This is a genomic window from Rhizorhabdus sp. P4_G5 (assembly GCF_056401065.1).
The window spans coordinates 21863-47769 of record NZ_JBFUKB010000006.1; the positions used below are offsets into that span (position 1 = coordinate 21863).

The 25907-nt window shown below is 64.3% G+C and carries 29 protein-coding genes; 11 read left to right on the forward strand and 18 right to left on the reverse strand.

Annotation, left to right across the window (positions count from 1 at the left end):
* Positions 1-315 precede the first annotated feature (315 nt).
* The 4 genes from AC1DQK_RS12475 (at position 316) to AC1DQK_RS12490 (ending at position 4524) form a co-directional block, all read left to right on the forward strand.
* On the forward strand, positions 316-1914 hold the full coding sequence (locus tag AC1DQK_RS12475; protein ID WP_477870925.1) for an NAD(P)/FAD-dependent oxidoreductase: 1599 nt from the start codon (positions 316-318) through the stop codon (positions 1912-1914).
* 139 nt (positions 1915-2053) lie between these two features.
* Positions 2054-3001, forward strand: coding sequence for a DUF808 domain-containing protein (locus AC1DQK_RS12480; protein WP_477870927.1), 948 nt, complete (start codon positions 2054-2056; stop codon positions 2999-3001).
* A 162-nt stretch (positions 3002-3163) separates the two neighbouring features.
* Positions 3164-3547 (forward strand): response regulator, encoded by a 384-nt coding sequence (locus tag AC1DQK_RS12485; protein WP_477870929.1) that lies wholly within the window; start codon positions 3164-3166, stop codon positions 3545-3547.
* 323 nt (positions 3548-3870) lie between these two features.
* The gene (locus AC1DQK_RS12490) at positions 3871-4524 is read left to right on the forward strand and encodes a pyridoxamine 5'-phosphate oxidase family protein (RefSeq protein ID WP_477870931.1); all 654 of its coding nucleotides are present in this window, start codon (positions 3871-3873) and stop codon (positions 4522-4524) included.
* Between the two features lie 69 nt (positions 4525-4593).
* Here AC1DQK_RS12490 and AC1DQK_RS12495 read toward each other — a convergent pair whose 3' ends face one another.
* From AC1DQK_RS12495 to AC1DQK_RS12505, 3 genes are all read right to left on the reverse strand, one after another.
* The gene (locus AC1DQK_RS12495; RefSeq protein ID WP_477870933.1) at positions 4594-5721 is read right to left on the reverse strand and encodes a PQQ-dependent sugar dehydrogenase; all 1128 of its coding nucleotides are present in this window, start codon (positions 5719-5721) and stop codon (positions 4594-4596) included.
* A gap of 22 nt (positions 5722-5743) precedes the next feature.
* The gene (locus AC1DQK_RS12500; RefSeq protein ID WP_477870935.1) at positions 5744-6172 is read right to left on the reverse strand and encodes a hypothetical protein; all 429 of its coding nucleotides are present in this window, start codon (positions 6170-6172) and stop codon (positions 5744-5746) included.
* Between the two features lie 99 nt (positions 6173-6271).
* Positions 6272-7069 (reverse strand): transglutaminase-like domain-containing protein, encoded by a 798-nt coding sequence (locus AC1DQK_RS12505; protein WP_477870937.1) that lies wholly within the window; start codon positions 7067-7069, stop codon positions 6272-6274.
* A 220-nt stretch (positions 7070-7289) separates the two neighbouring features.
* Between AC1DQK_RS12505 and AC1DQK_RS12510 the strand changes: the two genes are divergently transcribed.
* Positions 7290-8264 carry an SPFH domain-containing protein gene (locus AC1DQK_RS12510; protein ID WP_477871406.1) on the forward strand — a complete coding sequence of 325 codons (975 nt, stop codon included), beginning with the start codon at positions 7290-7292 and terminating at the stop codon, positions 8262-8264.
* Positions 8261-8707 carry an NfeD family protein gene (locus AC1DQK_RS12515; protein ID WP_477870939.1) on the forward strand — a complete coding sequence of 149 codons (447 nt, stop codon included), beginning with the start codon at positions 8261-8263 and terminating at the stop codon, positions 8705-8707. The genes AC1DQK_RS12510 and AC1DQK_RS12515 overlap by 4 nt, the downstream gene beginning before the upstream one ends.
* An 89-nt stretch (positions 8708-8796) precedes the next feature.
* On the opposite strand, the gene AC1DQK_RS12520 is transcribed toward AC1DQK_RS12515, so the two are convergent.
* Positions 8797-10482, reverse strand: a complete 1686-nt coding sequence (locus AC1DQK_RS12520) for a PAS domain S-box protein (RefSeq protein ID WP_477870941.1) — start codon at positions 10480-10482, stop codon at positions 8797-8799.
* Between the two features lie 179 nt (positions 10483-10661).
* On the reverse strand, positions 10662-11306 hold the full coding sequence (locus tag AC1DQK_RS12525; RefSeq protein WP_477870943.1) for a hypothetical protein: 645 nt from the start codon (positions 11304-11306) through the stop codon (positions 10662-10664).
* Between the two features lie 89 nt (positions 11307-11395).
* Between AC1DQK_RS12525 and AC1DQK_RS12530 the strand changes: the two genes are divergently transcribed.
* The gene (locus AC1DQK_RS12530) at positions 11396-11923 is read left to right on the forward strand and encodes a hypothetical protein (protein ID WP_477870945.1); all 528 of its coding nucleotides are present in this window, start codon (positions 11396-11398) and stop codon (positions 11921-11923) included.
* A gap of 218 nt (positions 11924-12141) precedes the next feature.
* On the opposite strand, the gene AC1DQK_RS12535 is transcribed toward AC1DQK_RS12530, so the two are convergent.
* On the reverse strand, positions 12142-12387 hold the full coding sequence (locus AC1DQK_RS12535) for a hypothetical protein (protein WP_477870947.1): 246 nt from the start codon (positions 12385-12387) through the stop codon (positions 12142-12144).
* 235 nt (positions 12388-12622) lie between these two features.
* Here AC1DQK_RS12535 and AC1DQK_RS12540 point away from each other — a divergent pair, with 235 nt between their 5' ends.
* Positions 12623-12889, forward strand: a complete 267-nt coding sequence (locus AC1DQK_RS12540; protein WP_477870949.1) for a hypothetical protein — start codon at positions 12623-12625, stop codon at positions 12887-12889.
* Between the two features lie 65 nt (positions 12890-12954).
* Here AC1DQK_RS12540 and AC1DQK_RS12545 read toward each other — a convergent pair whose 3' ends face one another.
* From AC1DQK_RS12545 to cysD, 3 genes are read right to left on the reverse strand one after another with little or no spacing between them, the layout of a single operon-like run.
* Positions 12955-13692: a 3'(2'),5'-bisphosphate nucleotidase CysQ gene (locus tag AC1DQK_RS12545; protein ID WP_477871408.1), complete on the reverse strand. Its 738-nt coding sequence runs from the start codon at positions 13690-13692 to the stop codon at positions 12955-12957.
* Complete coding sequence (gene cysN, locus AC1DQK_RS12550) at positions 13692-15617, reverse strand: sulfate adenylyltransferase subunit CysN (protein ID WP_477870951.1); 1926 nt, start codon at positions 15615-15617, stop codon at positions 13692-13694. Before cysN ends, AC1DQK_RS12545 begins: the two co-directional genes overlap by 1 nt.
* Positions 15617-16522, reverse strand: coding sequence for a sulfate adenylyltransferase subunit CysD (cysD, locus tag AC1DQK_RS12555; RefSeq protein WP_477870953.1), 906 nt, complete (start codon positions 16520-16522; stop codon positions 15617-15619). The genes cysN and cysD overlap by 1 nt, the downstream gene beginning before the upstream one ends.
* 192 nt (positions 16523-16714) lie before the next feature.
* Here cysD and AC1DQK_RS12560 point away from each other — a divergent pair, with 192 nt between their 5' ends.
* Complete coding sequence (locus AC1DQK_RS12560) at positions 16715-17077, forward strand: hypothetical protein (protein WP_477870955.1); 363 nt, start codon at positions 16715-16717, stop codon at positions 17075-17077.
* Positions 17078-17149: 72 nt separating this feature from the next.
* Here the strand turns inward: AC1DQK_RS12560 and AC1DQK_RS12565 are convergent, their stop codons facing one another.
* From AC1DQK_RS12565 to purT, 4 genes are all read right to left on the reverse strand, one after another.
* Positions 17150-17464, reverse strand: a complete 315-nt coding sequence (locus AC1DQK_RS12565) for a UrcA family protein (RefSeq protein WP_477870957.1) — start codon at positions 17462-17464, stop codon at positions 17150-17152.
* 158 nt (positions 17465-17622) lie between these two features.
* On the reverse strand, positions 17623-18645 hold the full coding sequence (locus AC1DQK_RS12570; RefSeq protein ID WP_477870959.1) for an aldo/keto reductase: 1023 nt from the start codon (positions 18643-18645) through the stop codon (positions 17623-17625).
* Between the two features lie 45 nt (positions 18646-18690).
* Positions 18691-19074, reverse strand: coding sequence for a RidA family protein (locus AC1DQK_RS12575; protein ID WP_477870961.1), 384 nt, complete (start codon positions 19072-19074; stop codon positions 18691-18693).
* Complete coding sequence (purT, locus tag AC1DQK_RS12580; RefSeq protein ID WP_477870963.1) at positions 19074-20258, reverse strand: formate-dependent phosphoribosylglycinamide formyltransferase; 1185 nt, start codon at positions 20256-20258, stop codon at positions 19074-19076. The genes AC1DQK_RS12575 and purT overlap by 1 nt, the downstream gene beginning before the upstream one ends.
* A gap of 46 nt (positions 20259-20304) precedes the next feature.
* On the opposite strand from purT, the gene AC1DQK_RS12585 reads away from it, so the two are divergent.
* Complete coding sequence (locus AC1DQK_RS12585) at positions 20305-21567, forward strand: GGDEF domain-containing protein (protein ID WP_477870965.1); 1263 nt, start codon at positions 20305-20307, stop codon at positions 21565-21567.
* Between the two features lie 172 nt (positions 21568-21739).
* Here the strand turns inward: AC1DQK_RS12585 and AC1DQK_RS12590 are convergent, their stop codons facing one another.
* The 5 genes from AC1DQK_RS12590 to AC1DQK_RS12610 form a co-directional block, all read right to left on the reverse strand.
* Positions 21740-22102, reverse strand: coding sequence for an ArsC family reductase (locus tag AC1DQK_RS12590; protein WP_477870967.1), 363 nt, complete (start codon positions 22100-22102; stop codon positions 21740-21742).
* A gap of 14 nt (positions 22103-22116) precedes the next feature.
* Complete coding sequence (hslU, locus tag AC1DQK_RS12595) at positions 22117-23418, reverse strand: ATP-dependent protease ATPase subunit HslU (protein ID WP_477870969.1); 1302 nt, start codon at positions 23416-23418, stop codon at positions 22117-22119.
* A gap of 62 nt (positions 23419-23480) precedes the next feature.
* Complete coding sequence (hslV, locus tag AC1DQK_RS12600; RefSeq protein ID WP_477870971.1) at positions 23481-24032, reverse strand: ATP-dependent protease subunit HslV; 552 nt, start codon at positions 24030-24032, stop codon at positions 23481-23483.
* Positions 24033-24094: 62 nt separating this feature from the next.
* Positions 24095-24448 carry a DMT family protein gene (locus AC1DQK_RS12605; protein ID WP_477870973.1) on the reverse strand — a complete coding sequence of 118 codons (354 nt, stop codon included), beginning with the start codon at positions 24446-24448 and terminating at the stop codon, positions 24095-24097.
* A gap of 27 nt (positions 24449-24475) precedes the next feature.
* Positions 24476-25186: a cistern family PEP-CTERM protein gene (locus tag AC1DQK_RS12610; protein WP_477870975.1), complete on the reverse strand. Its 711-nt coding sequence runs from the start codon at positions 25184-25186 to the stop codon at positions 24476-24478.
* 302 nt (positions 25187-25488) lie between these two features.
* Between AC1DQK_RS12610 and AC1DQK_RS12615 the strand changes: the two genes are divergently transcribed.
* Positions 25489-25833 carry a hypothetical protein gene (locus tag AC1DQK_RS12615; protein ID WP_477870977.1) on the forward strand — a complete coding sequence of 115 codons (345 nt, stop codon included), beginning with the start codon at positions 25489-25491 and terminating at the stop codon, positions 25831-25833.
* The last annotated feature ends 74 nt before the right edge of the window (positions 25834-25907 follow it).

The following is a 25907-nucleotide window of genomic DNA, read 5'->3' on the forward strand; positions in this document are numbered from 1 at the left end:
TACAAGTCAACTCTGAATCGCCTTACGCGCAGATGGAGCTGGGCGACTGCGCCACGATCGCCGGCATGCGTTTCCATCACATCGGCCGCTCGCTGAACATGATAGACAGCGTGCTGATTTCTGGACCATGGAGATGGAGCAGTTTACGTGGCAGCCATGGATGAATGGACCGATCGCCTCCAGCGCTATCTCGGCTGGATCATCGGGCTCGGCGGACTCATCGCCTGGCTTGCCCTGCTCTACTTCATGTTTGGAGATGTGCTGTGAGGACGCCTTCGATTGCAGCCATGACGGGACGGCCCTAAAGCCCCGCTGATGCTCCGTCTCTCCGAACTCAAGCTCCCGCTCGATCACCCGGCCGAAGCCCTGCGTGCAGCCATCATCCAGCGGCTCGGCATCACGCCGGCCGAGCTGGTGGACTTCACCATCGCCCGTCGTGCCAATGACGCGCGTCGCAAGTCGGCGATATTGCTCGTCTATTCGGTCGACGTGGCGCTGCGCGACGAAGCATCGGTTCTGGCACGCTTCCCTGGCGATCCACATGTCCGCGCGACGCCCGACACCGGCTATCGCTTCGTGACCAGCGCGCCCGCCGGAGCCCCCCGCCCCGTCGTGATCGGCGCCGGCCCCTGCGGGTTGTTCGCCGGCTTGATTTTGGCGCAGATGGGCTTCCGCCCGATCATCGTCGATCGCGGCAAGGTGGTGCGTGAGCGGACCAAGGACACCTGGGGCCTCTGGCGGCGCGGCGTGCTCGATCCCGAGTCCAACGTCCAGTTCGGCGAAGGCGGCGCCGGCACCTTCTCGGACGGCAAGCTCTACAGCCAGATCAAGGATCCGCGCTTCCTCGGGCGCAAGGTGCTGACCGAGTTCGTCAAGGCCGGCGCGCCACCCGAGATCCTGACCGAGGCGCATCCGCATATCGGCACCTTTCGGCTCGTGACGATGGTCGAAAGCATGCGCGAGACGATCCAGGCGCTCGGCGGCGAATATCGGTTCGAGCACCGCGTCGAGGATATCGCGATCGAGCAGGGGCGCGTGCGCGGGCTACAGCTCCACACCGGCGATTTTCTCGAAGCCGAGCATGTGGTGCTGGCCGTCGGGCACAGCGCTCGCGACAGCTTTCACATGCTCCATGAGCGCGGTGTGCATATCGAGGCGAAGCCCTTCTCGATCGGGGTCCGCATCGAGCACCCGCAAAGCTGGATCGACCGCGCCCGCTTCGGCGCCTGCGCCGGCCATCCGGACCTTGGCGCCGCAGCCTATAGCCTGTCGCATCACTGCGCCAATGGCCGCAGCGTCTATAGCTTCTGCATGTGCCCCGGCGGCCGGGTCGTCGCCGCGGCGTCGGAACCCGGCCGGGTGGTCACCAACGGCATGAGCCAATATTCGCGGCAGGAGTTCAACGCGAATTCCGGGCTCGTCGTCGGCATCACGCCCGAGCGCGACTATCCGGACCACCCGCTCGCCGGCATCGCCTTGCAACGCCATTGGGAGGAGCGGGCCTATGTCGCCGGCGGATCGACCTATGCAGCGCCGGGGCAGCGTGTCGGCGACTTCCTCGCCGCCCGGCCGTCGACGGCGCTCGGCGAGGTCGTGCCGTCCTATAAGCCCGGCGTCCACCTGACCGACCTCGCCGCATGCCTCCCGGACTTCGCCATCGAGGCGCTGCGCGAGGCCTTGCCGATCTTCGGTCGGCAAATTCCGCGCTATGACGATCCCGACGCGATGATGACCGGTGTGGAAACCCGCACTTCTTCTCCTATCCGGATCACCCGCGGCAAGGATTTCCAGAGCCTCAACGTCCGCGGCCTCTATCCCGCCGGCGAAGGCGCCGGCTATGCGGGCGGAATCCTCTCGGCCGCAGTCGATGGCATCAAGGTGGCGGAAGCGGTGGCGCTCAGCCTTGCCGGCTGACGATGAAGTTCGGTAATGCCTCGACCATCACGTCGCCGGCCTGATCTATCCCGCCCAGGCGCCAACCAAAACACTTCTCCTTTGATCTGTTCGGGGCGGTCTCTACAGGACGCCCCTCGATGAAGATGGAAGGACGCGGATGGCTTCGGGACTTGTAGCGCTGCTGGACGACATCGTCGGCCTGACCAAGCTGGCGGCGGCATCGCTCGACGATGTCGGCGCCGCCGCAGGCAAGGCGGGCGCGAAGGCGGCGGGCGTCGTCGTGGACGACGCGGCCGTAACGCCGCGCTACGTGACCGGTCTTACGCCGGATCGCGAGCTGCCGATCATCGCAAGGATCGCGGTGGGATCGCTGCGTAACAAGCTGCTCATCCTGCTGCCCATCGCATTGCTGCTTAGCGCCTTCGCACCCTGGGCGATCACGCCGCTGCTGATGCTGGGCGGCGGCTTCCTGTGCTTCGAGGGGGCGGAGAAAGTGCTCGAGGCGATCGGCGGGCACGACCACGCGGAGGAGGCGCTGGCCGGCATCGATGCCGCGACTCTCGAAAAGCAGCAGGTGTCCGGGGCGATCCGTACCGATCTCATTCTGTCAGCGGAGATCATGGCGATTGCGCTGGGCGAAGTCGCCGCTGAACCGCTGCCGATCCAGGCGGGGGTGCTGGCAGCGGTCGGCATCGCGATCACGATCGGCGTCTATGGTGTCGTCGGCCTGATCGTGAAGATGGACGATATCGGTCTCCACCTCGCCAGGCGCGACCTCGCCGCGACCCGCGCGATCGGCCGCTCGATGGTTAAGGCGATGCCGATCATCATGCGCTGGCTGTCGATCATCGGCACCGCCGCGATGATCTGGGTCGGCGGCGGTATCATCGTTCACGGGCTCGCGGTCTTCGGCGTCGACGCGCCGGCGGCGCTGATCCATCACCTCGCAGATTCCGCCGCTCGTGCCGCCCCCTTTGCGCCAGCACTGCTGCCCTGGATTATTGCCGCCTTCTTGTCGGGCCTCGTCGGCCTTCTGGTGGGAGGGACGATCGGCACGCTGATGCATATCGTTGGCGGATTGAACGGCAAGACCCAAGCTCCCTGACATGGCGGGGCCGTACCCAAGCTCCCTGACATGGCGGGGCCGTAACGGTCTGGGCCGCCATATCATTTCGTGTACGGTACGTTTTCTTCCGGGTGGATTTCCCGCGGCAAATAGAGCAGGCTTTCGATTTGCATTCTCCCCTTTTGGAGGTCAGTTTTTGCCATGGGCCGTAGCGTAAACCCGGATATGCAACGACGGGTGGTCCTTGTCGTCGAGGATGAGCTGTTCGTCCGCTTGATGGCAGTCGATGCGATCGAGGACGCGGGCTACGCGGCCATAGAAGCCGCAGACGCCGATTCTGCCTTGGCCGTGCTCGACGATCGCGGCGACATCGACATAGTGTTCAGCGATATAAAGATGCCTGGCGCGCTGGACGGTCTCGCGCTGGCCGCCATGGTGCAGGAGCGCTGGCCAACGCTTCCCGTCATCCTGACCTCGGGGCACCTCTACCCCGACGATATAGACATGCCCGCGGCGGTCCCGTTCCTCCAGAAGCCGTATCGCGCCAACGCACTGATCGCCGAACTCGAGCGGGTAAGCCACTGAGCGGCACGGGCCGGCGACGACATTCGATGGTGCCCGGCCAGTAACGGTGCCGTAAAGGAACTTACCGGCTATCGATCGGTTCTGGTCTCCGAGCCGGCAAAGCCCCCCTTATACCCGCGGCTCAGGAGAGTGCGGACCCGTCGGTCACCCCCCCGTCGCCGGCGGGTCTTCGCGCGAACTGGCACCTTCTTCGCTTTTCCATTATACCCAACGACAGGGTACACCGCCGCGCATATCGGGGGCGGTTTGTGCTTGAGCGTGCCCCGCCCCGCCTCCTCCAGGGCGGGGCGTCACGCTCGCAGAACCAGCGCCGAGGGAACAGCTTGCCATCTCTACCACCGAGCGCACGCACGCGCGTAAGGCGCGTCCATGAACGCGCCGCCTATGATCGCGACACCCTCCACGCCGTTCTCGACGCCGGCATGCTCTGCCATGTCGGCTATGTGTTCGAGGGCTACCCGGTGGTGACCCCGACGCTCTATTGGCGTGAGGGCGATTCGATCTACTGGCATGGGTCCAGCGCCAGTCGTGCGCTCCGCGCCAGCGAGGATGTCGATGTCTGCCTGACCGTCACTCATCTGGACGGCCTGGTGCTGGCGCGATCCGCCTTTCACCATTCCGCCAATTACCGATCCGCGATGCTGTTCGGCAAGGGCCGGCTGGTGGTGGGTGACGACGAGAAGCTCGCCCGGCTCAAGGCAATGACGGAAAGCTTCTATCCCGGACGCTGGGATGGCCTGCGGCCGGTCTCGCCGCAGGAGCTCAAGGCGACCAGCATAATGTGGATGCCCATCGACGAAGCCTCGGTGAAGATCCGCACCGGCGATCCCGTCGACGATGAGGAGGACATGGGCGACGAGGTCTGGGCCGGCATTGCGCCGTTTCGCCTGGCGTTCGGCGAACCCCAGCCCGATGCGACCACCCGGGCCGCCGGTCGCGTCGCGCCGCCGATGCCATCCAGGCTCACCCGCCCGTGATGCTTGCAGAGCGGCTTCTTCGCCTCGATGGCTGGCCGCCGTCCCGCCGGTAAGTTGGATGAAAAGAGTTTAATGCTTCGGGGTCAGCCTGAGCAGCCGCGCATCGCCGCCGTCTTCCAGCACATAGACGGCGCCATCGGGTGCCTGCTGGACCGCGCGAATGCGATTCGTCATGTCATAGCGCGCCTGCTCCCGGGCATCCTCCTGGCCCAACTCTATCAGGATGAGGGAACGGCCGGAGAGCGCGCCGATCAGGGCCTTGCCACGCCATTTCGGGAAGATCTTGCCCGAATAGACCAGTAGGCTCGACGGTGAGATCGAAGGGTTCCAGCTGACCTTCGGTGCCTCCAAGTCCGGCCGCGTCGGGTGGTCGGGAATGAGCGAGCCGTCATAATTGTCACCGTTGGACACGATCGGCCAGCCATAGTTCCGCCCGGGCAGTATCAGGTTGACCTCGTCGCCGCCCCGCGGCCCCATCTCATTCTCCCACAGGCGCCCCTGCAGATCGAAGGCGAGGCCGAGCGGGTTGCGGTGCCCATAGCTCCATACCGCCGGGTCGAAGCCCTGCCCGACCAGCGGATTGCCCTGCGCGGGCTTGCCGTCCGGCGTAAGCCGCACGATCTTGCCGAGCACGCCCGTGGAGTCCTGCGCCGGCGTGGCCTTCTGGCGCTCGCCGATCGAGAAGAACAGATAGCCATCGGGCGAAAAGGCGATCCTTCCGGCATATTGGCTGCCGCCACCCCGGAGCGGAAAGCCGCGGTAGAGCGTCGTTACGCCCTCGAGGCGTACGTCATCGACATCGCCGGCCAGCTTGCCGCGCGCCAGCACGATCCCGTTGGGCGCTCCGGGTGAGGAATAGCTGAAATACACCAGATGATTCCTGGCGAAGTCCGGATGCGGCACGACCTCGCCGAGGGCGCCTTGGCCGGCCGGATTGACCGCTGGAATTCCGGAAACCTCGGTACGGCGCTGGCCATCCGCGGACAGCAGCAGCATATGCCCGGCCTTCTCGGTGACGAGCATCCGGCCATCGGGCAGGAACGCCATCGCCCAGGGCCGGTCGAAAGTCGCGACGACACTGGTCTGGAACGGCTTGGCGGCGAAGGCGCGCTGGCCGGTAATCGGCGCCTGCTCAGCCGACGCGGCAGCCGCCATAGCCAGCACTGCAAGCGCAAGGAGAGCTCTGCTGTTCGGCATGGCTGGGCTCCCGATCGCCGCGTCAGCGCCCGGCTTCTCGGGCGCGCACGGTCCGGGCAGCCTTGGCCTGCTCCTTCGGCGGGATCGTCCGGATTGTCGCGGCATACTGCGCGAACAATAGCAGGATCCATATTTCGACACCTTTCCAGCCGCCACTGACCACGCCCGAAAAGACGTCCAGCGCGAGCAACATCAGCGTCATGATCCGCAATCCCATCGTGCTAATCACGGGCGTATCTGCGCGGAAAGAGGCCGCGAACATCATGAACAGGCTGAATAACCCTGCTAATATCTGCGAGGTCAGCGACGTTGCGAGACGCAGTTGGTCGAGTCCCGCTACAAACCACAGCAGCCGCGATACGGCATATTGGCTCTGCCGGGTGAGTTGGCAGAATTTGATGATTGGCGGGACGAACAGGGTCTTTCCGACCCACACATCGATAGCGGTCATGCTCATCGCCCTGATATAGCAGCAGTTTGGCCAGACGCTACCGCCACCGCCGATACCTCGCTTGCCGCTGGCCGCGGAACACCTCCTGCGATGCTGACCTCAGGCGGCTACTGCCGTGGCCGGGATTTGCATGACGGACACCTTCTGCTCGACCAGTTCGGCGGTCCCGAACACGGTCATGAAGGCGATGTCGGTGGCATCGCGGCCGACGGCGATCCGCACCACTCCATCGAGCGGGGCAAGCTCGGTCGGATCGACGAGATACCATTCGCCGGCCAGCCAGATCTCCACCACCGCGTGGAAATCCGGTGGGTCGAGCCGCCAGGCATAAGCCGATACCAGCCGTGCAGGCACGCCGGCCGCCCGCGCGAAGCTCACCAGCAGATGCGCAAAATCGCGGCACACGCCCCGGCGCGAGACGAACACGCCCACCGCGCTCGTGGAGGCATCACTGGAGCCGATGCGATAATCGACATGCTGGTGAATCCAGCGCGACATGGCGAGAATCTTGGAGCCGTGATTCTCACCGGGGAACTCCCGCTCGACGAACGCCTCGAACAGGTCGGCCTCGCAATAGCGGCTCGGCCACAGATAGGGGATGACCTCGGGCGGCAGATCGCGTCGTGGCGTAATCGGCAGAGCCTCGATCGATAAGGGTCGCCGCTCGATGTCGACCATGGCCTCGTAGCGGGCATGGACGTCGCCGCTCGCCTCCATCCAGGTCCGCCGCCCAATGCCGTCCTCGCCATCGATCGGGCGCAGCGGCCCGACGCCATCGACGGTCAGCCGGTCGCTGATCAGCTTCTGATCGACGAGCTGCGCCGCCTCGATCGCCAGCAGCACATCGACGGGCTCGGACATGCGGTATTGCAGGTCCGCTTCGATTTTCAGGCGCATCGCCGGTCGTTTCCTTCACGTAAGAATCGATAAACGCGTGCCGGTGGGTTAATGTCCGTCCGATGAGGCGTCATCGCGAAGAAAGAACGCCGACCCATGATACTGCGCGTTGTTTCGCTGTCATGCCACCGCCAACGCGCTATCATCCGCCTGCATATCGGGAGAGCAGAGCATGACGATCGCAGCCATTTTGTTCGCGGCGCTGGCGTTGCTGGCGGTGATGTTCGTCTTCTCGGCGGTCATCGTCGTGCGGCAGGGCTATGAATATACGATCGAGCGCTTCGGCCGTTATACCAAGACCGCGCCGCCGGGCTTCACTCTGATCATGCCGTTCGTCGATCGCGTCGGCCGCCGCGTCAACATGATGGAGCAGGTGCTCGACATTCCGGGGCAGGAGATCATCACCAAGGACAATGCGATGGTGTCGGTCGACGGCGTCGTTTTCTTCCAGGTGCTCGATCCGGTGAAGGCCGCCTATGAGGTGTCGGACCTCTATCGCGCGCTGCTCCAGCTCACCACCACCAACCTGCGCACGGTGATGGGCTCGATGGACCTCGACGAGACGCTGTCGAAGCGGGACGAGATCAACGCACGGCTGCTCAGCGTGGTCGATCACGCCACCGTCGCCTGGGGCGTCAAGCTCACCCGCGTCGAGCTGAAGGACATCCGTCCGCCCGCCGACATCGTCAACGCTATGGGCCGCCAGATGAAGGCCGAGCGCGAGAAGCGCGCGCTGATCCTCGAATCCGAGGGCCAGCGGGCTTCGGAAATCCTCAAGGCGGAGGGGCAGAAGCAGAGCCAGATCCTCCAGGCCGAAGGCCGTCGCGAGAGCGCCTTCCGCGATGCCGAAGCCCGCGAGCGCGCCGCCGAGGCCGAGGCGACCGCGACCCGTGTCGTGTCCGATGCGATCGCGGGCGGCGAGGCGCTGGCGATCAACTATTTCGTCGCGCAGAAATATGTCGAGGCGGTCGGCAAGTTCGCGACCTCACCCAACGCCAAAACGATCCTGTTCCCGGTCGAAGCCACCCAGTTGATCGGCACTCTCGGCGGCATCGGCGCGCTGGCCAAGGCCGCGCTCGGCGATGATGGCACGCCCGCGTCCGTCATCGCGCCGCGTGCAAAGGCGCCGTCGCGCAGCGGCACCAGCACCAGCGTTCCGACCACCACGCCGCAGCCGCCGGCCGAACCGGCATGAACGACGTCCTCGCCCTGATCGACCTGCGTTGGGGTTGGTGGGTCGCCGGCGTGCTGCTGGCGGCGGCCGAGATCTTCGTGCCAGGCGTCTTCCTGATCTGGCTGGCACTGGCGGCGATCCTCACCGGCATCGTCGCGCTGCTGTTCGATCCGCCGCTGGCTGTCGATCTCGCCATCTTCGCTTGCGCCTCGGTCGCTTCGATCTACATCGGCGGCATCCTCTACCGCCGTGCCGCGAGCCCTTCCGATCCCCTCCTCAACAACCGCGCCGCCCGCACAATCGGCATGCGCGTGACGATTTGCGAACCCATCGTCGCTGGCCAGGGCCGGGCAACCGATGGCGACAGCTTCTGGTCGGCAAGGGGACCCGACATGGCGGCGGGAACGATTGCGAAGGTGACAGCGGTGGAAGGGAATACGCTGGTGGTGGAGCCGGGGGACTGAGAGGCCGCGATGAAAGCACAGGCCGACGGGCTGTTTAGATCAGACGGCCTGCCCAGAATGGTGGCTACTTAGCCTGATTGTTCATCGCTCTAAACCTCCAGCGAATTAGCCTGGAAAAGCGGCAGCACGAGATTGCAGACCACACCGTCGGGTGAAAAGTATATCTTGACCTTCGCCTTGAGCTGATAGGGCAAACTCCGTTCGATCAGGTCGAGTCCGAATCCCCGGCGCAGGCTTGCCCCATCCGGCATCGCAACCCCGCTTTCGCGCCACTCGAGCGACAGCGACGAGCCTTTTTCACCTTCGATCCACCAGCGGAGGGCGAGGCGCCCCGAAGGCGTGGCGAATGCGCCATGCTTCAGGGCGTTCGTGGTCAGTTCATGCACGGCCAGCGCGAGCGACTGGACGTGACCCATCGGCAATTCGACCGACGGCCCATCAAGGACAACCCGCGTCTCGTCCGGCTCGATGCCATGCGCCGCGAGTTCGGTGCACACGAGTTCGCGGATTCCTGTCGCGGCCGCCTGCGAGAGAAAGCTCTGGACGCGCGACAGCGCCCCCAGCCTACGGTTGAACCGTTCGGAGAAATCATCGAGCGCGGCGCTGCCTGCCAAGGTCTGCGCCGCGAGCGAGCGAACCACGCCAAGCAGGTTGCGCGTCCGGTGCTGGAGTTCGGCGATGAGCAGCTCCTGCAATTCCTGGGAGCGCTTCAGGTCGTCGATATCGGTCGCAGCGCCGAACCAGGCGGTAATCTCGCCATCGCTGTCGAGCAGGGGCTGGATACGCACCAGGCACCAGCGGTACACGCCATCGCTGCGCCGGAAGCGCTGTTCATGGGTCACTGGCTGTCTGCCACGAAGCGCGGCTTCGAAAGTCGCCTGGGCGGTCTCGACATCATCGGGATGCAAGATGCTCCAACCCGCATCCAGCAGCGTCTCGAGAGGGCGTCCGTGATAGTTTACCCAGCCTTGATTGAACCAGGTCGCGGTTCCATCGGGTCCGCTGCGCCACAGCATGTCGGGTACGAGATTGGCGACCGCTTCGAAGTGCGCACGGCTGGCCTGCAGCGCCTCTTCCATACGCTTGCGCTCGGTGATGTCCCGAATATAGATAGAAAGTCCGCCATCGTCGCGCGGATAGGTCCGCAACGAGGCCCATCGCCCTACAGCTTCGCTGAAATCCATATCCTGCGGTTGGCGCTCGGACATTGCCAGTTTTAGGAGCTGGAACTCGGGCGACGCGGCAACCTTCGCAGAAATGACGTCAGTTAGCCGCCGCCCCAGCACGGCCTCGGGGCTTTTGTTCAGTATCTCGGCCGCTCGCGCATTCGCGTAGGTGATCCGCCACTCGGCGTCGACCGAGTAGAAGGCGTCGCTGATGCTTTCGAGGACCGCATCCCGCTCGGCCTGGGCGGCGGCAAGTGCGGCCTCGTTTTGCTTGCGCTGGGTGATGTCGCGCGCGATGCCGTAGAGCAGACCCTCGTCGGGGTAATAGGTGCCGTGCGCCTCGGCCCAGAAATGGCTGCCGTCCTTGCGGAGGAACCGGTATTCGAAGCGGACGTCAGTTTGGCGTGCCCCAACCGCCGCTGCCGTCACCGCGGCTGCCGTCGCCGCCACTGCGTCGTCACGGTCGTCCGGATGGACCAGTTCGAAAAACGGCAGGGACAGCAGTTCGGCCTCACTGCGCCCCAAAATGCGGCAGGCGGCTGGATTGACGCGCGTCAGCAGTCCATCGCGGATATCGGCCACGGCGAGCAGGTCAGGGGACAGCGTCAAGAATCGATCGAAAATGGGCATCTGCAATTTGCCTCTTTACAATGCTGTATATCTATCAGCCGCACTCAGCGCAGGCCAGAGCCACATAGGCCAAGGCTTTCGCTATCCGCCGCTCTCGATCGTCGGCCGGCCGATACGAAGCGGGTCGGATCGGCCGGGAAACAGAAAGGCTTCCACTTCTACGTCAGCGCCGCCAGCCCCAACAGCGCACATTCCAGCCGGCGCGCCGCCTCGGCATCCGCCGCCTGCTTCTCTCGCCGCGCGGCAATCAGCCGGTCGAGCCATAATGGTCCAAACTCGAAATGATGGTCGATGCACAGGCTCTCGACCGCCTTGCGCACGTCGCGGCCGCAATCGTCGAGGATCGCGAGCCGGCGGTTGAGCGCGCGCTCGAGCTGGGCCGAACGCTCGATATCATCATTCGCGTCCGAGCGCACCACGCCGCGTCCAGACAGTTCGCGATACAGCCCTCCGCTTGGCGCAAGTTCGGCATAATGCGACCAGTAGAGCTTGAACAGAACGCGCCCGGCGTCGCGCATCGCCTCGGCGCCACGCGCCGGATGCTCGAGCAGCCCGGCGAGCCAGGCCCGGCCGATCGCGTCGATCCCCTGGCCATGATCGCCACCGCCGATTGCCTCGGCTGCCTCCTCGGCCTTGCCCTGCTGCCACAACCGCGTCGTCAGCGGGTCGAGCGCACCGGCCCGCCGTGCGCGGTGCAGCCGCAGTTCTGCGGTGCCACCATCCGCCCGCGGACGGGTGGTGGCAATGAGCCGGCCCGCCTTGGTGCGCGCCCCGGCCTTGCGTTTCCGTCCTGCCCTTGCCATCGCTCCGCCTCGCTTTCCCACAATTCTGTTGCACATAATAAAACAAGATTTACTGACACCTGCGGTTGAACCAGCAGTAAAGGCGTCCCATGGCGCATCCCTATGAAAGCATGCGCGCGTTACGGGCTCGGTCGGGTCTGTCGATGCGCGCCTTCGCCGCGCAGCTCGGCAGCCCGCTCGACACGCGCTACGCCTATTATGAGGAGAAGCGCTTCACCGGCCTGATCCCCATCGATACCGCGCGCCGGATCGCCGCTGCGCTGCAGCCCTACGGAGTGGAACCTCAGGAGGTCCTCGCGCTGGCCGGCCTTTCGGCCGACGAAGCAGAGGCCGGACCAATCGTCGCCGGACCGTCGGTGCAATATGTCCGTCTCGATGTCGCCCTCCCTAATGCAGACGCGTTGACCCGGATGTTCGAGACCATGCTGGAAGAGCATGTCCCAGCAAGCCGGCGGGACGCGCTCGCGCGAAATCTCGCTCTGCGCCTGCCAGCAGCGCTTCAGCGCGCTTCAGGCTCTCAGCCTGTCCCGGTGCGGGATCCAACCCATGCTCACGGCGCAGATATTCCACCCGCCGCCAGGCGTCGTCGGCCTCGCCGGCCAGAATCGCGCATCTGACGTCGCAGGCGATGCACGCGATCTCGCATCCAGGCGAGGCGCGGAAGACGGGTTTTCCCATGATCGACTCGGCTATTATTGTTCTTGTTATGTTCTAGCTGGACTATCCTACATGTCTAGGATTTTTCCTATCGCGCGCGCAACTCAGCGGGCGATGAGGCGGTCGCAGCGGCTTGGATGGGGGTATGGAATCCCGGACTATTCGACCGGCGACATATTCAGCCGACCCGCGGTACCTCGCGGATGCTGCGATACGGCCCCTGCGCCGGCTCCATCAGAGGTGCTCGATAGGGCGCCCGCTCTTCGCGGACAACGGCAGCGATCTCGGTGCGGAACGCCGGAGCGACCATCCAGGCAGGGGGCGGCAGCCTGGCTGGCGGCGTGCGCTCCACCAGACTCAGCATAGGGCGGGCTCCCCCCTCGATGACGGGATATTCGTCCAGTTCCAACATGCGCGTTGCCATGATGCCCACCATCGACTCAGGGAACGAAATGCCCCCGCGCCTTCTTGCGCTCTTCATGCGCCCAAGAAAATAGGACGAGCACCGAAGTTACAATTGTTGACAGCATCGGAGGAAAACCAATGAATCTATGACTTCCTGCCTGCTGACCCAAGGACGCCATTAACCATGCGACCAAGATTTCAATTGACATCGTACAATATTTTTGTACACATGTGATCTTCATCCAGGAGCTGCGATGACCGCATTTCAACCGGTAGGCCTTGCCCATCGCGAGGTCGTGGAGATCGACGCGCTGCTGCGCGCCCTCGGCGATCTGCGCCACTGGTCGGCCAGTGCCGCTGCGCGCAAAGCTTATCGCGACGATCAGGGACGACGGCTTTACGCGACGGCCGCACGACAGCGCGAAGAAGCCTGGATAAGCAGCCTCTGCGCGGCCTATCGACTATTCGAGATAGACGCGATCCACGACAGCTGGATCGACGCGGGAGGACGTCCCGAGTAACCGCCGATCAAAGCGGGACCGTCGCCTTTGCTGCAGGATTGCTCAACGCGTGCGTATCGCCGCGACTATGCGGGCGTGACCTCGCTCACCAGCCGCAGCACCTCATCGGCCAGTTCCACCGGGCAGATCAGCAGATCGGGCAGCCATGGATTGGGCAGGTTGTAGCGCAGCGGTGAACCATCGATCCGGGAGCAATGCAGTCCGGCGGCCTGCGCAACCGCGACAGGTGCGCAATTGTCCCATTCATATTGCCCGCCCGAGTGGAGATAGATATCGGCTTCGCCGCGCACCACCGCCATCGCCTTGGCGCCGGCCGAGCCCATCGGCACCAGCTCGGCACCGAGCGACTTGGCCACAGCGACGGCTTCCGCCGCGGGCCGGGTGCGGCTGACCAGCATCCGCAATTTGGCGGGAGTGGGCGCCAGCGGCAACGGCCTGGCGGAGTCCAGCGTCACGCCGAGCCCCGGCAGCGCCACAGCGCCTGCCGCGGCTTCGCCGCCCACCGCCAGCGCGACATGCACGGCCCAGTCGGTCCGACCCTCGCCATATTCGCGCGTGCCGTCGAGCGGATCGACGATCCAGACGCGCTCGACCGAGCAGCGCGACACGTCATTCGTCTCCTCCTCGGAGAGGATTGCATCGGCCGGCCGCTCGCGCCGCAGCGTCTCCATGATGAAGTCGTTGGCGATACGGTCGCCCTCTGCCCCCAGCGCCGAGCCCTCGAACCGGCCCGACTGGCGCGTCTCGAGCAGCAGGCGGCCTGCGGTCTCGGCGATGTGGATCGCCAGTTCGACGTCGTTCATCATGCCTCGCCCAGCAGTTGCACGATGATGGCATCGGCGGCATCCTCGGCGGACATTGCCGTGGTGTCGATGCGGATCTCGGGATGCTCGGGGGCTTCATAGGGACTGTCGATGCCGGTGAAATTCTTGAGCTCTCCAGCGCGGGCCTTCTTATAGAGGCCCTTTACGTCGCGCTTCTCGGCTTCGTCCAGGCTGGTGTCGATATGCACCTCGACGAACTCGCCGGGCGCCATCATTGCGCGCACCATGTCGCGCTCGGCGCGGAACGGCGAGATGAACGCGGTGATCACGATCAGCCCGGCGTCGGTCATCAGCTTCGCGACCTCGCCGACCCGGCGGATATTCTCGACCCGATCGGCATCGGTGAAGCCCAGGTCCTTGTTGAGGCCGTGGCGGACATTGTCGCCGTCCAGCAAGAAGGCGTGGCGGTTCATCCGAGTCAGCTTGCGCTCGACGATGTTGGCGATGGTCGACTTGCCCGCCCCCGACAGGCCGGTCAGCCACAGCACCGCGGGCTTCTGGTTCTTCAGGTCGGCGCGCTTCTCGCGCGTGATCTCGGTTGCCTGCCAATGGACGTTCTGCGCCCGGCGCAGGCTGAAGTGCAGCATCCCGGCGGCTACCGTCGCATTGGTGATCTTGTCGATCAGGATGAAGCCGCCCAGCGCGCGGTTGTCGGCGTAGCTTTCGAACACCAGCGGCCGGTCGGTCGACAGGTTTGCGACGCCGATCGCGTTCAATTCCAGCGTCTTTGCCGCCAGATGCTCCATCGTGTTGACGTTGACCTGATATTTCGGCGCCTGGACGCTGGCTGTGACGGTCTGCGTACCCAGCTTCAGCCAATAGGGCCGCCCCGGCAGCATCGCGTCGTCGGCCATCCACACGACCGTCGCCTCGAACTGGTCGGCGACCTGCGGGGGATTGTCCGCCAGCGCGATCACGTCGCCACGCGAGCAGTCGATTTCGTCGGCCAGCGTCAGCGTCACCGACTGGCCGGCGATCCCCTCGTCGAGATCGGCGCCCAGCGTCACGATCCGTGCCACGCTGCTGGTCTTGCCCGATGGTAGCACCCGCACCTTGTCGCCGGGCTTGACCGTCCCGCTCGCGATCAGCCCGGCGAAGCCGCGAAAGTCGAGATTGGGGCGGTTGACCCACTGCACCGGCATGCGGAACGGCCCGCCCTGCGCCGAGGTGACGTCGAGCTCGACCGTCTCGAGATGCTCCATCAGCGTCGGCCCGGCATACCAGGGCGTTTTCTCGCTCCTGAGCGTGATGTTGTCGCCCTTGAAGCCCGAGATCGGCATCGCCGTGAAATGCTCGATGCCGATCGACTTGGCGAACGCGCCATAGTCGGCGACGATCGCGTCGTAGGCCGCCTGATCATAGCCGACCAGGTCCATCTTGTTGACCGCGAGCACCAGGTTGCGGATACCGATCAGGTGCGCCAGATAGCTGTGGCGGCGGGTCTGGGTCAGCACGCCCTTGCGCGCATCGATCAGGATCACCGCGAGATCGGCGGTCGAGGCGCCGGTCACCATGTTGCGGGTGTACTGCTCATGGCCCGGCGTATCGGCGACGATGAACTTGCGCTTCTCGGTCGAGAAGAAGCGATAGGCGACATCGATGGTGATGCCCTGTTCACGCTCTGCGGCGAGTCCGTCAACGAGGAGGGCGAAGTCGATCTCCTGGCCCTGGGTGCCGACCCGCTTGCTGTCGGCTTCGAGCGCGGCCAGCTGGTCCTCGAAAATCATCTTGCTGTCGTACAGCAGCCGCCCGATCAGCGTCGACTTGCCGTCGTCGACCGATCCGCAGGTGATGAAGCGCAGCAGCGTTTTGTGCTGGTGCTGGTCGAGATAAGCATCGATGTCCTGGGCAATCAGCTTGTCGACCTGATAGGCGCTCTCGGCGTCCTGAAGCGTCCCGGTCATCAGAAATAGCCTTCCTGTTTCTTCTTCTCCATGCCCGCGCCGCCGGCATCCTTGTCGATCGCACGGCCCTGCCGCTCGGAGGTGGTGGTCAGCAGCATCTCCTGGATCACCTCGCTCAAGGTCGCCGCTTCGCTCTCGACCGCGCCGGTCAACGGATAGCAGCCCAAGGTGCGGAACCGGATCGAGCGGTCGACCGGCACCTCGCCGGGTTCCAGCGGAAAGCGGTCGTCGTCGACCATCAGCAGCATGCCGTCGCGTTCCACCGTGGGGCGCTTGGCCGCGAAATAGAGCGGCACGATCGGCACGTCGTTGAGCTGGATATATTGCCAGATGTCGAGCTCGGTCCAGTTCGAGATCGGGAAGATCCGGATGCTCTCGCCCCTGGCCTTCCTCGCATTGTAGAGGTTCCACAGCTCGGGCCGCTGGTTTTTCGGGTCCCAGCCGTGCGACGCGGTCCTGAACGAGAAGATCCGCTCCTTGGCCCTGCTCTTCTCTTCGTCGCGCCGTGCGCCGCCGAACGCCGCATCGAAACCATAGAGATCCAGCGCCTGCTTCAACCCCTCGGTCTTCCACATGTCGGTGTGCAGCGCGCCGTGGTCGAACGGATTGATGCCGCGGTCCTTGGCCTCCTGGTTGTGATAGACCAGAAGCTCCATCCCGCTCTCGCGCGCCATCCGGTCGCGCAGTTCGTACATCGCCTTGAACTTCCACGTCGTGTCGACATGCAGCAGCGGAAAGGGCGGCGGCGACGGATAGAAGGCCTTGCGCGCCAAATGCAGCATCACCGCGCTGTCCTTGCCGACCGAATAGAGCATCACCGGACGCTCGCACTCGGCCACCACCTCTCGCAGGATGTGAATGCTCTCCGCCTCGAGCCGCTCGAGATGTGTCATGTTATTTGCCATGCGTCGTCAGTATCGGAGCCGCGCACCAGACGCCCCAAATTAAATGTTGGATAGCGCTAAGGAAATGTGCGGGTTTGCACGCGCAGCGACGGCCGGGCTGGGTAACTTGGGCGCGGCAATCACCAAGTCTTAGCAAAAATTAGCTGGATCGCCCGCGATATCTCTTTTGTTTCGGCCATGATATGCTGCGCCTTGAACGGCAACTGGGGGGAGTTGGTCGTGAATTGCTACAGGATATTATTGGTGCTGCCGCTGTTCCTGCTGACAAGCTGCGACGCCACGATGCAACTCGCCGGCACGCTGGACGATGGCACGCCCCTGTCCGGCTCGATAACCCAATATAGCGACGGGGGAACGATCGAACTATACGGCGCGGCAAGCATCCACTGCGTCGGCAATTTCCAATATCGGCAGACCAACAGGTTTCGGGGCGGCATCGGCACACTGGTCTGCGACGACCGTCGCTCCGGCCCCTTCCGCTTCACACTGCGCAACATGAAGCATGGCAGCGGGACGGGAATGTTGGGTGACCAGCCCCTGGCCTTCAGTTTCTGATATGGGGGAAGCCGCCAGCGAGGGTCCGAAGACGCTCGGCCGGCGGCGTTCCGAAGCCCGGCATATGCCGGTTCAGCGCGCTGCGAGCTTCACATTCGTCTCGCCATTCTTCATCGCGACCCGCGCCTGTGCGGCTTTCACCGCCTCGTCGCGGCAGCTTGCTGCGTTCAGGCGATTTCCGCCGGCATCCTGATCGCAGGCAAAGCGGGCGGCGCGGCTGATGCGGGTGCGCAGCGCCGAGGCGCCGGCATCGCTGCTCAGGTCGAGATCGCCATAGGCGACGGCAACGCTGACCGGCGCGGCATGCAGCGGCGTCGCCGCAGCGACGGTGACGAAGGTGGCGACGAGGGCAAAGCTGCCGGCGACGGCGTTCTTGAAGCTGTTCATTTTAAGATCCCTTTCGAGTGTGCGTTGTCGATGCACATCACTCAGCAGGAACCGTGCCAAATGGATTTTCCCAGAAAAATATGAGATTTCTTATTGGATCGCAGCCCATAATTTCCTGAATATTTGTTCACATTGCCAATCCATGGCAAAATCTACAATTACGAGCGATAGCCACTCTGCATCTTGAACATCCATCCCGGATATTCCTCGGGAAGCGAGCTGATCGCGTCAAGCGCCTCCAGTTCATCACTGCTCAGCACAACCTCGGTCGAGGCGATGTTGTCCGCCAGCTGATCGACCCGCCTGGCGCCCACTATGACGCTGGTCACGACCGGCTGGTGCAACAGCCAGGCGAGGGCGATCTGCGCTACCGATGCGCCCCTGGCTTCTGCAATCGGCCGCATGGCATCTATGATCGCATAGGCCCGGTCGTGATCGACCGGCGGGAATTCGAAGGTGGCGCGGCGCGTCCCGCCCGGCATGCTCTCGCCACGCGCGAACTTTCCCGAGAGAAGACCGCCCGCCAGCGGGCTCCACACCATCAGCCCCAGCCCTTCCGAGCGCATCATCGGCACGAGCTCCCGCTCGAGGTCGCGGCCGGCAATAGTATAATAGGCCTGCAACGAAGCGAACCGCGCGAGGTTCAGGCGCGCCGAAATGCCGTTCGCCTTGGCGATCTGCCACGCCGCCCAATTCGACACGCCGATATAGCGGACATGACCATGGCGAACGAGCGTGTCGAGCGCCTCCATGGTCTCCTCGATCGGCGTCACGGCGTCGACGCCATGCACCTGATAGAGGTCGATATGATCGAGTTGCAGCCGCTTCAGGCTTGCCTTGACCGCGTCCATGATATGATAACGCGACAGGCCGCGCTGGTTCGGCCCCTGTCCCATCGGTCCCATCACCTTGGTGGCGACGACCAGCTGATCGCGCGCCAGGCCGAGACTCCGGATCGCCTGGCCAACCATCTCCTCGGAACGGCCGGCACCATAGACGTTGGCGGTGTCGATGAAATTGATTCCCGCGTCGAACGACTGCCGCACCATCGCGTCGACATCATCCTGCTGGAGGTTTCCGACCGATGCCCCTAATCCTTCGGTGCCACTGCCGAAGGTCATCGCACCCAGGCAGAGCTGGGAAACGAGCAGGCCGGTGTTGCCGAGCTTCTTGTAGCGCATGGACATCTCTCCTTCAGGATGAGCAGTGGAAAGCCGCGCTGCGGTTCAACCGCGCCGAAGTGCGGTCACTTCTATCTCGACCTTCATCTCGGGCCTGACCAGCCCGACCACCAACGCGGTGGCCGCCGGCCTGATTTCGCCGAACGCCTCGCCCAGCACCGGGCCAACTTCATCCCAATAGGCCGCTTCGGTGAAATAATAGGTGGCGCGGACCACATCCGCCATCGCGAAGCCTGCGCCTTCGAGCGTTCGCGCGATCAGGCCCAGCGCATTGCGGGCCTGATCGGCCGCGCTCTCCGGCATGATCCGGGTTTCGGTGTCATAGCCGGTAGTGCCCGCCACGAAAGCCCAATTCCCATCCACTACGGCGCGGCTGTACCCCACCTGCTTCTCGAACGGCGAACCCGAGGAAATCAACGTACGGGGCATCAGCTTTCGTCTCCATAACAAATCACTATCTTCTCGGCGGCGGCCCGGGCAGCCGCCCGGGCATCGTCGGTCGTGCCATTGCGGGCGAGCGCCAGCGCGACACCCATGCGTCGGTTCGGTCGCGTCACCGGCTTGCTGAACAACCGGACGTCGGTCTCGATTCCAGGCCGCGGCGCCAGAGCCTCGGCAAGGCCCTCGAAGCGGAAGTCCGCGGCGTCGCGATCCGCGAGGATCACCGCCGATGCGGCGGCGCCAAGTGCGCGGACATGCGGGATCGGCAGTCCCAGGATCGCCCGGGCGTGGAGGTCGAACTCGGTCAGGTTCTGCGAGATCAAGGTCACCATGCCGGTATCGTGGGGGCGCGGCGACAGCTCCGAAAAGATCACCTTCTCGCCCGCCACGAAGAACTCGACCCCGAACAGCCCATACCCGCCCAGATTGTCGACGACCTTGCGCGCCATGTCCTGCGCCGCGGACAACGCGCGCGGCGACATCGGCGTCGGCTGCCAGCTCTCCTGATAGTCTCCGCGCTCCTGCCTGTGCCCGATCGGATCGCAGAACAGCACGCCGTCGCGGGTACGGATCGTCAGCAGCGTGATCTCGTAGTCGAACGCGATGAACGCCTCGACGATCACGCGTTGCCGGTCGCCCCGCATTCCCGCAACCGCATAGTCCCAGGCCGCATCGATCGCACCGGCGGCGGAGACGATGCTCTGGCCCTTGCCGGACGACGACATCACCGGTTTGACGACACAGGGAATTCCGACTTCATCCACGGCGTCACGCATCTCATCGAGGCTTTCCGCATAAAGAAAGCGCGAGGTGGTGAGCCCCAGTTCGTTCGCAGCCACGTCGCGGATGCGGTCGCGATTCATCGTCAGTATCGTCGCGCGCGCGGACGGCACGATGGAAAAGCCGCGATCCTCAAAGGTCTTGAGCACCTCGGTGCGGATGGCTTCGACCTCGGGGACGATATGGTCCGGCCTGTGCTTTTCGATGACAGCTGCAAGGGCCTCTTCATCGAGCATCGAGAATATCTCGCACTCGTCGGCAAGCTGCATCGCCGGCGCCCCGGCGTAGGAATCGCAGGCAATCACATGCGCGCCCAGGCGCTTGGCCGCGATCACGAACTCGCGGCCCAGTTCACCCGAGCCGAGCAGCAGGATCTTCGCGATAGGGGTCATCCAGGTATCTCCTCGGCGATGGCCGATAGACAGAAAAGCAGCCGACGTGAAGCGCGGGCGCAGCGCAGGCATCGCAAATCGCAATCTGCTTTCCGCCGTGTCGGGCGCGGCTTATGGTGGCGCGGGGCTTGGGGAGCAAAGGTCTGTGTCGACCGACGTCTTCATTTTTTCCGTGTTGCTGTTGATCAACACGCTGATGGCGCTTGCGATGCTTCTCGCGGCGCGCACCCTGGGACAACCGCGCGTTACTTATGTGCTGGCAGGCGCATTCGGCGGCAACGTACTGCTCTACATCACCGACGCGATCTATATATTCGCGTTCCGTGGCAGCATCGCCTTCAACCTTCTCGTCAGCGCCATCGCGATGGCGACCCCGATCACTGCCGCGCTCGCCTATCGGCTGCGGGGGCGCCTGCCCCTCTTGTTGGGCCGGTTCGCCGCCAGCCACGCCCTCGCATTGCTCCTCATCCTGTGGTTCAGCATCGCCGAGCCCAATCGCGGCTTCCGCGCCGCTGTCGTTCCGATCTACGCGTCCGGCGTGCTGCTGTTCGGCATCACTGCGATGTGGCGGCCCGGCCGACAGATGCGGCTCGGCGAACGTCCGATCATCTTCACTAGCGTGGCGATGGCGGCGGTCGAGTTCAGCGGAGGACTTGTGCTGGCGGCGATGGGCGACACCAGTTCGCCGGGGCTGGAACAAGCCTATAAGCTGATCGTCTTCCTCGGCCTGCCAGCGATGACCGTCGCCGCCGGCATCTTCTCGCTGTACCTGCTGGCTGGCGACCTTGCAGAGAAGCTGCGCGCCGCAGCCGACACGGACTCGCTCACCGGAGCCCCCAATCGACGCGCGATCGACGCGACCGGCAGCCGTCTGATGGCCGAAGCGCGCGCCACCAGACGGCCGCTGACGATCGCCATCTGCGATGTGGATCACTTCAAGTACATCAACGATCTCTACGGCCATGGACATGGCGACGAGGTGCTCTGCCGGCTCACCGCCTTGTTCGGGCAGCAGGTCGGCCCGGATCTCCATGGCCGGTTCGGGGGCGAGGAGTTCGTCCTGTTCTTCCCCGACTGCGGAGTCGAAGCGGCACATATGCGGGTCGAGGCGTTGCGCGAACGGATCATGACGATGCGGATCGGCGAAGAGGCCGCCTTGCTCACGGCAAGCTTCGGGATGGCGAGCATGACGCTCGGGGACCGGATCCTGGCAGACATCCTCAAGCGTGCCGATCGCGCGCTCTACGCATCCAAGGAAGCCGGCCGCAACCGCACCACCATCGATCGCACGGCCGCACCCGTCATCTAGAGCCAAGCGCTTTTAATCGGGCTCACTCCCTCCACCGTCACCCCAGCGAAGGCTGGGGTCTCGTGCGTGTCGAGGGGCGCTCATATCCTCCCGGGATCCCAGCCGTCGCTGGGATGACAGAATGGTTAATGCGTCAGGTTTAACACGTGCTGATTTAGGCTGCAGATCCGGTTTAGCCGGTCTTAAGCTCGCCCAGCTTCGCCTGATAGGCGTCGGGCTTGAAGCCTACCAGCAACCGCCCGTCCGCTTCGAGCACCGGCCGCTTGATCATCGAAGGCTGCGCCTGCATCAGCGCGATCGCCTTGGTCGCGTCGATATCGGCACGATCGGCATCGGGCAGCTTGCGGAAGGTCGTTCCCGCCCGGTTGAGCAGCACCTCCCAGCCGAGCTCGTCCACCCAGCCCTGCAGCGTCTCGCGATCGATGCCCGATGCCTTGTAGTCGTGGAAGTCATAGCCGAGGCGCCGCTCCTCCAGCCATGTGCGCGCCTTCTTGATCGTGTCGCAATTCTTGATGCCGTACATGGTGATCGCCATCGTCCCGCTCCTCCCTACAGCACATATTTCGACAGGTCGGTGTTCCGCGCGATCTCGCTCAGCTGCCCGTTGACATAGGCGGCATCGACGGTGAGCGTGCTGCCGAGGCGATCTTCCGCGTTGAAGCTGATCTCCTCGAGCAGCTTTTCCATCACCGTCGACAACCGCCGCGCGCCGATATTCTCGATCTGCCCATTCACCTCGGCGGCGATCTTCGCGATCGCGGCGATGCCGTCCTCGGTGAAGCCGATCTCGACACCTTCGGTGCCGATCAGCGCGCGATATTGCTCGGTCAGGCTGGCCCGGGTGTCGGACAGGATGCGGACGAAGTCGGCTTCGGTCAGCGCCTTGAGCTCGACCCGGATCGGCAGGCGGCCCTGCAACTCGGGCAGCAGGTCGGACGGCTTCGCTACATGGAAGGCGCCCGAGGCGATGAACAATATGTGGTCGGTCTTGAGCGGGCCATATTTGGTCGCGACGGTGGTGCCCTCGATCAGCGGCAGCAGGTCGCGCTGCACGCCTTCGCGGCTCACCGATCCTCCGCGCACGTCGGACACCGCGATCTTGTCGATCTCATCCAGGAAGACGATGCCGTTCTGCTCGGCATCCTGCAGCGCGACGCGGCTGACCTCATCCTGGTCGAGCCGCTTGTCGGCCTCTTCCTCAACGAGCTTGGACCAGGCCGCGCGCACCGTCATCTTGCGGCGCTTGGTCCTGTTCTGGCCCATCGCCTTGCTCATCATGTCGCTCAGGTTGATCATGCCGATCTGGCCGCCCATGCCGGGCATCTCGAACGGCGTGCCGCCCGAATCCTCGACCTCGATCTCGATTTCCTTGTCGTCGAGCTGATGCTCATCGAAGCGCTGGCGGAAGCTCAGCCGGGTCGCCTCGCTGGCATCCTTGCCGACGAGCGCGTCGAGCAGGCGCGCCATCGCCGCCTCCTCCGCCTTGTCCTTCACGGCCGCGCGGCGGCGCTCCTTCTCGAGCCGCACCGCTTCCTCGACCAGGTCGCGGGCGATCTGCTCGACATCCCGGCCGACATAGCCGACTTCGGTGAACTTGGTCGCCTCGACCTTCACGAAGGGCGCATCCGCCAGCTTCGCCAGCCGCCGGCTGATCTCGGTCTTGCCGCACCCTGTCGGGCCGATCATTAGGATATTCTTGGGCGTGACCTCGTCACGTAGCGCCTCCGGCAGGCGCTGGCGACGCCAGCGGTTGCGCAGCGCGACGGCGACGGCGCGCTTGGCATCGGCCTGGCCGACAATGTGCGCGTCGAGCGCGGTGACGATGGCTTTGGGTGTCAGACTGTCGTTCATATCGCTCTATGCTTTCGACGCGCGGCAGGAAACCGCGGCGCTCTGTGCGGGAAGGAAGAAGGTCAGGCGACGCTGTCGAGCGTCTCGATCGTCAGATTTTCGTTGGTGAAGACGCACAGCTCGGCGGCGATCGCCATCGCCTTGCGGCTGAGGGTCTCGGCGTCCGCCTCGTAATCGACCAGCGCCCGTGCGGCCGACAGCGCAAAATTACCGCCCGATCCGATCGCGGCGACACCGCCGACGGGTTCGAGCACGTCGCCATTGCCGGTCAGGATCAGCGTCACCTCCTTGTCGGCGACGATCATCATCGCCTCGAGGTTGCGCAGATATTTGTCGGTGCGCCAGTCCTTCGCCAGCTCAACGGCCGATCGCAGCAGCTGCCCGCCATGCTGCTCCAGCTTGCGCTCCAGCCGATCGAACAGGGTGAAGGCATCAGCGGTTGCCCCGGCGAAGCCGCCGATCACCGATCCATCGCCGAGTTTACGCACCTTGCGGGCGTTGGGCTTCATCACCGTATTGCCCATGGAAACCTGGCCGTCGCCGATCACCACAACCTTGCCGCCCCTGCGCACCGACAGGATCGTGGTGCCATGCCATTTTGGAAGTTCGCTCATATCCGTCCTGATGCTTTGCCGAGGCCGGATATGGGGTGCCGCTTACGGCTGCGCAATCGCGATCAGCTTTTGCCCGCGAACATGAACGCCGCCGCGCCGATCAGGCAGGCGAAGGCACCGGCATGACGCCAGCCCAGCGGCTCGCCCAGTACGACGACGGCAAAGACCGCGAACACCAGCAGAGTAACGATCTCCTGGGTGATCTTGAGCTGCCCGGCACTCCAGCCGTGGAGATAGCCGATCCGGTTGGCCGGCACGGCGAAGCAATATTCGATCAGGGCGATGCCCCATGAGGCGAGGATGACGATCCACAACCTGGCATCGGTGAACTTGAGATGGCCGTACCAGGCCACCGTCATGAAGATGTTGGAGCAGACCAGCAGGACAAGCGGCGTAAGCGTCATGGCCGGTGCCATAACGCCCAAACCGCGTACTGGGAATGATCAGGCGAGTTGCGGAAGCGGCAACGATACGCGGCGCCGACGGAGCGCATAGCCGACCAGGCCGAAGCCGCCGAGCATCATCAGCCAGGTGCCGGGTTCCGGCGCGGTCGAGACCGGGCCACCGCCCGTCGACGAGACCAGCGCGCCGACGCCGATGCCGGAGTTGGAGCCGTTGATCGAGGGATTGATCGACTGGTAGCGGCTCACGAAGCTGTCGAGCGACACCGACTGCATCACATTCGCGAAGGTCAGCGCGAACGTACCCGTTCCGGTCGCGTTCGTGTTCACGCCGCCGCTGCCGCCGGTGCAATTTCCATTGCCGTCCGCCTCGAAGCAGATGTCGACGGTACCGAAGCCTTCGGGGAAATTATTGTTGAAATTGGTGCTGGCGAAGGTGCCGGTAGAGCTGCCGGACGAGATGTTCGGGTTGGTGTCAAAACCGAAGGAGGTCAGGCGCGATGAAACGCTCGAGTCATTCAGGATCGAATAGTTGAAATTATAGGTGAGGCCGTTGCCGCTCACGCCGGTGAAGGTGAAGCTCCCGAGCGATCCGATCAGGTTCGTGGTCGAGCCGCCGACCTTGCCGCTATAATCGACGACGAAATTATAGCCGGTGTTGGCGGCGTTGACGACCACTGCGGCAGCAGCCGGAACGGCCATGCCGGCGAACATCATCGCGGTCGCGACCGCTGCCTTCACGCTACGCATCATAACACATGCCCCACATCGCCACGGGCTCCCATCGCCAATGGTTGCTCGCTGACTAGCACATCGCCGTAACAAATACCATCCTTGCGCCGCATCGGCCCGGCATAGCCGGACAATAGTTTACGATTTTCCAACGACGCGCGCACCTCCGGGTGTCGTTGCGGATGAAGCCTTGGTGACCAGGGCGCGCCGCCCGGCTCAACCTCAAAAATTCTCGTTTCATCGGAATATCATAATGAACCGCTAGCCTGCTCCAGCGTTCAATCGCCGCTGGCCGCGCTGCCATGCATGTGCAGGGAGTGACGATGGTGGGCAACCATGGGTGGGACGTCATGGCGGCTGGAATGATGGCGCTTGCCGCGGCTGTGCCTGCCGCTGCCGCGGACCTTCCCGTGGTGCTGGCGGAGATCGACCAGCGATTCACCTGCCCCGAATTCCTCCCGGATGACGCCGCTCGCCGCGCCGACATGCTGGCCTTCTCCCGCGCCATCGCCTCGGTCGGACCCAAGCGGCTGACATACCGCCAGGCCGCCTATATCCATGCCAAGATGCTCGAACGCCACCATTGCACGCCAGCCGGCCCCGCCATGGCGAGCGTCGCGCCGGCCAGCGATAGCGCGACGCTCCCGATCGCCGCCGACGGACACTGAACGCGGCGCCGAACTCCCGATCACAATCGCCTGATTGCATCGACATATAATTCGTCTATTCGGCAATAGTCGAA

Coding starts and splice junctions, on each gene's coding strand:
- AC1DQK_RS12525 (WP_477870943.1), bottom strand. CDS start 11,306: ATGGCAAGGGCAGGACGGAAACGCAAGGCCGGGGCGCGCACCAAGGCG.
- purT (WP_477870963.1), bottom strand. CDS start 20,258: ATGACCCCTATCGCGAAGATCCTGCTGCTCGGCTCGGGTGAACTGGGC.
- AC1DQK_RS12505 (WP_477870937.1), bottom strand. CDS start 7,069: ATGCGCCTGAAAATCGAAGCGGACCTGCAATACCGCATGTCCGAGCCC.
- AC1DQK_RS12510 (WP_477871406.1), top strand. CDS start 7,290: ATGTTCGTCTTCTCGGCGGTCATCGTCGTGCGGCAGGGCTATGAATAT.
- AC1DQK_RS12570 (WP_477870959.1), bottom strand. CDS start 18,645: ATGCGCTACAAGAAGCTCGGCAACACCGGCCTGCTCGTTTCCCAGCTC.
- AC1DQK_RS12485 (WP_477870929.1), top strand. CDS start 3,164: ATGGGCCGTAGCGTAAACCCGGATATGCAACGACGGGTGGTCCTTGTC.
- AC1DQK_RS12515 (WP_477870939.1), top strand. CDS start 8,261: ATGAACGACGTCCTCGCCCTGATCGACCTGCGTTGGGGTTGGTGGGTC.
- AC1DQK_RS12535 (WP_477870947.1), bottom strand. CDS start 12,387: ATGGCAACGCGCATGTTGGAACTGGACGAATATCCCGTCATCGAGGGG.
- AC1DQK_RS12615 (WP_477870977.1), top strand. CDS start 25,489: ATGGTGGGCAACCATGGGTGGGACGTCATGGCGGCTGGAATGATGGCG.
- hslV (WP_477870971.1), bottom strand. CDS start 24,032: ATGAGCGAACTTCCAAAATGGCATGGCACCACGATCCTGTCGGTGCGC.
- AC1DQK_RS12590 (WP_477870967.1), bottom strand. CDS start 22,102: ATGGCGATCACCATGTACGGCATCAAGAATTGCGACACGATCAAGAAG.
- AC1DQK_RS12495 (WP_477870933.1), bottom strand. CDS start 5,721: ATGCCGAACAGCAGAGCTCTCCTTGCGCTTGCAGTGCTGGCTATGGCG.
- AC1DQK_RS12605 (WP_477870973.1), bottom strand. CDS start 24,448: ATGGCACCGGCCATGACGCTTACGCCGCTTGTCCTGCTGGTCTGCTCC.
- cysN (WP_477870951.1), bottom strand. CDS start 15,617: ATGACCGGGACGCTTCAGGACGCCGAGAGCGCCTATCAGGTCGACAAG.
- AC1DQK_RS12530 (WP_477870945.1), top strand. CDS start 11,396: ATGGCGCATCCCTATGAAAGCATGCGCGCGTTACGGGCTCGGTCGGGT.
- AC1DQK_RS12565 (WP_477870957.1), bottom strand. CDS start 17,464: ATGAACAGCTTCAAGAACGCCGTCGCCGGCAGCTTTGCCCTCGTCGCC.
- AC1DQK_RS12610 (WP_477870975.1), bottom strand. CDS start 25,186: ATGATGCGTAGCGTGAAGGCAGCGGTCGCGACCGCGATGATGTTCGCC.
- AC1DQK_RS12480 (WP_477870927.1), top strand. CDS start 2,054: ATGGCTTCGGGACTTGTAGCGCTGCTGGACGACATCGTCGGCCTGACC.
- AC1DQK_RS12475 (WP_477870925.1), top strand. CDS start 316: ATGCTCCGTCTCTCCGAACTCAAGCTCCCGCTCGATCACCCGGCCGAA.
- AC1DQK_RS12500 (WP_477870935.1), bottom strand. CDS start 6,172: ATGACCGCTATCGATGTGTGGGTCGGAAAGACCCTGTTCGTCCCGCCA.
- AC1DQK_RS12540 (WP_477870949.1), top strand. CDS start 12,623: ATGACCGCATTTCAACCGGTAGGCCTTGCCCATCGCGAGGTCGTGGAG.
- AC1DQK_RS12575 (WP_477870961.1), bottom strand. CDS start 19,074: ATGCCCCGTACGTTGATTTCCTCGGGTTCGCCGTTCGAGAAGCAGGTG.
- AC1DQK_RS12545 (WP_477871408.1), bottom strand. CDS start 13,692: ATGAACGACGTCGAACTGGCGATCCACATCGCCGAGACCGCAGGCCGC.
- cysD (WP_477870953.1), bottom strand. CDS start 16,522: ATGGCAAATAACATGACACATCTCGAGCGGCTCGAGGCGGAGAGCATT.
- hslU (WP_477870969.1), bottom strand. CDS start 23,418: ATGAACGACAGTCTGACACCCAAAGCCATCGTCACCGCGCTCGACGCG.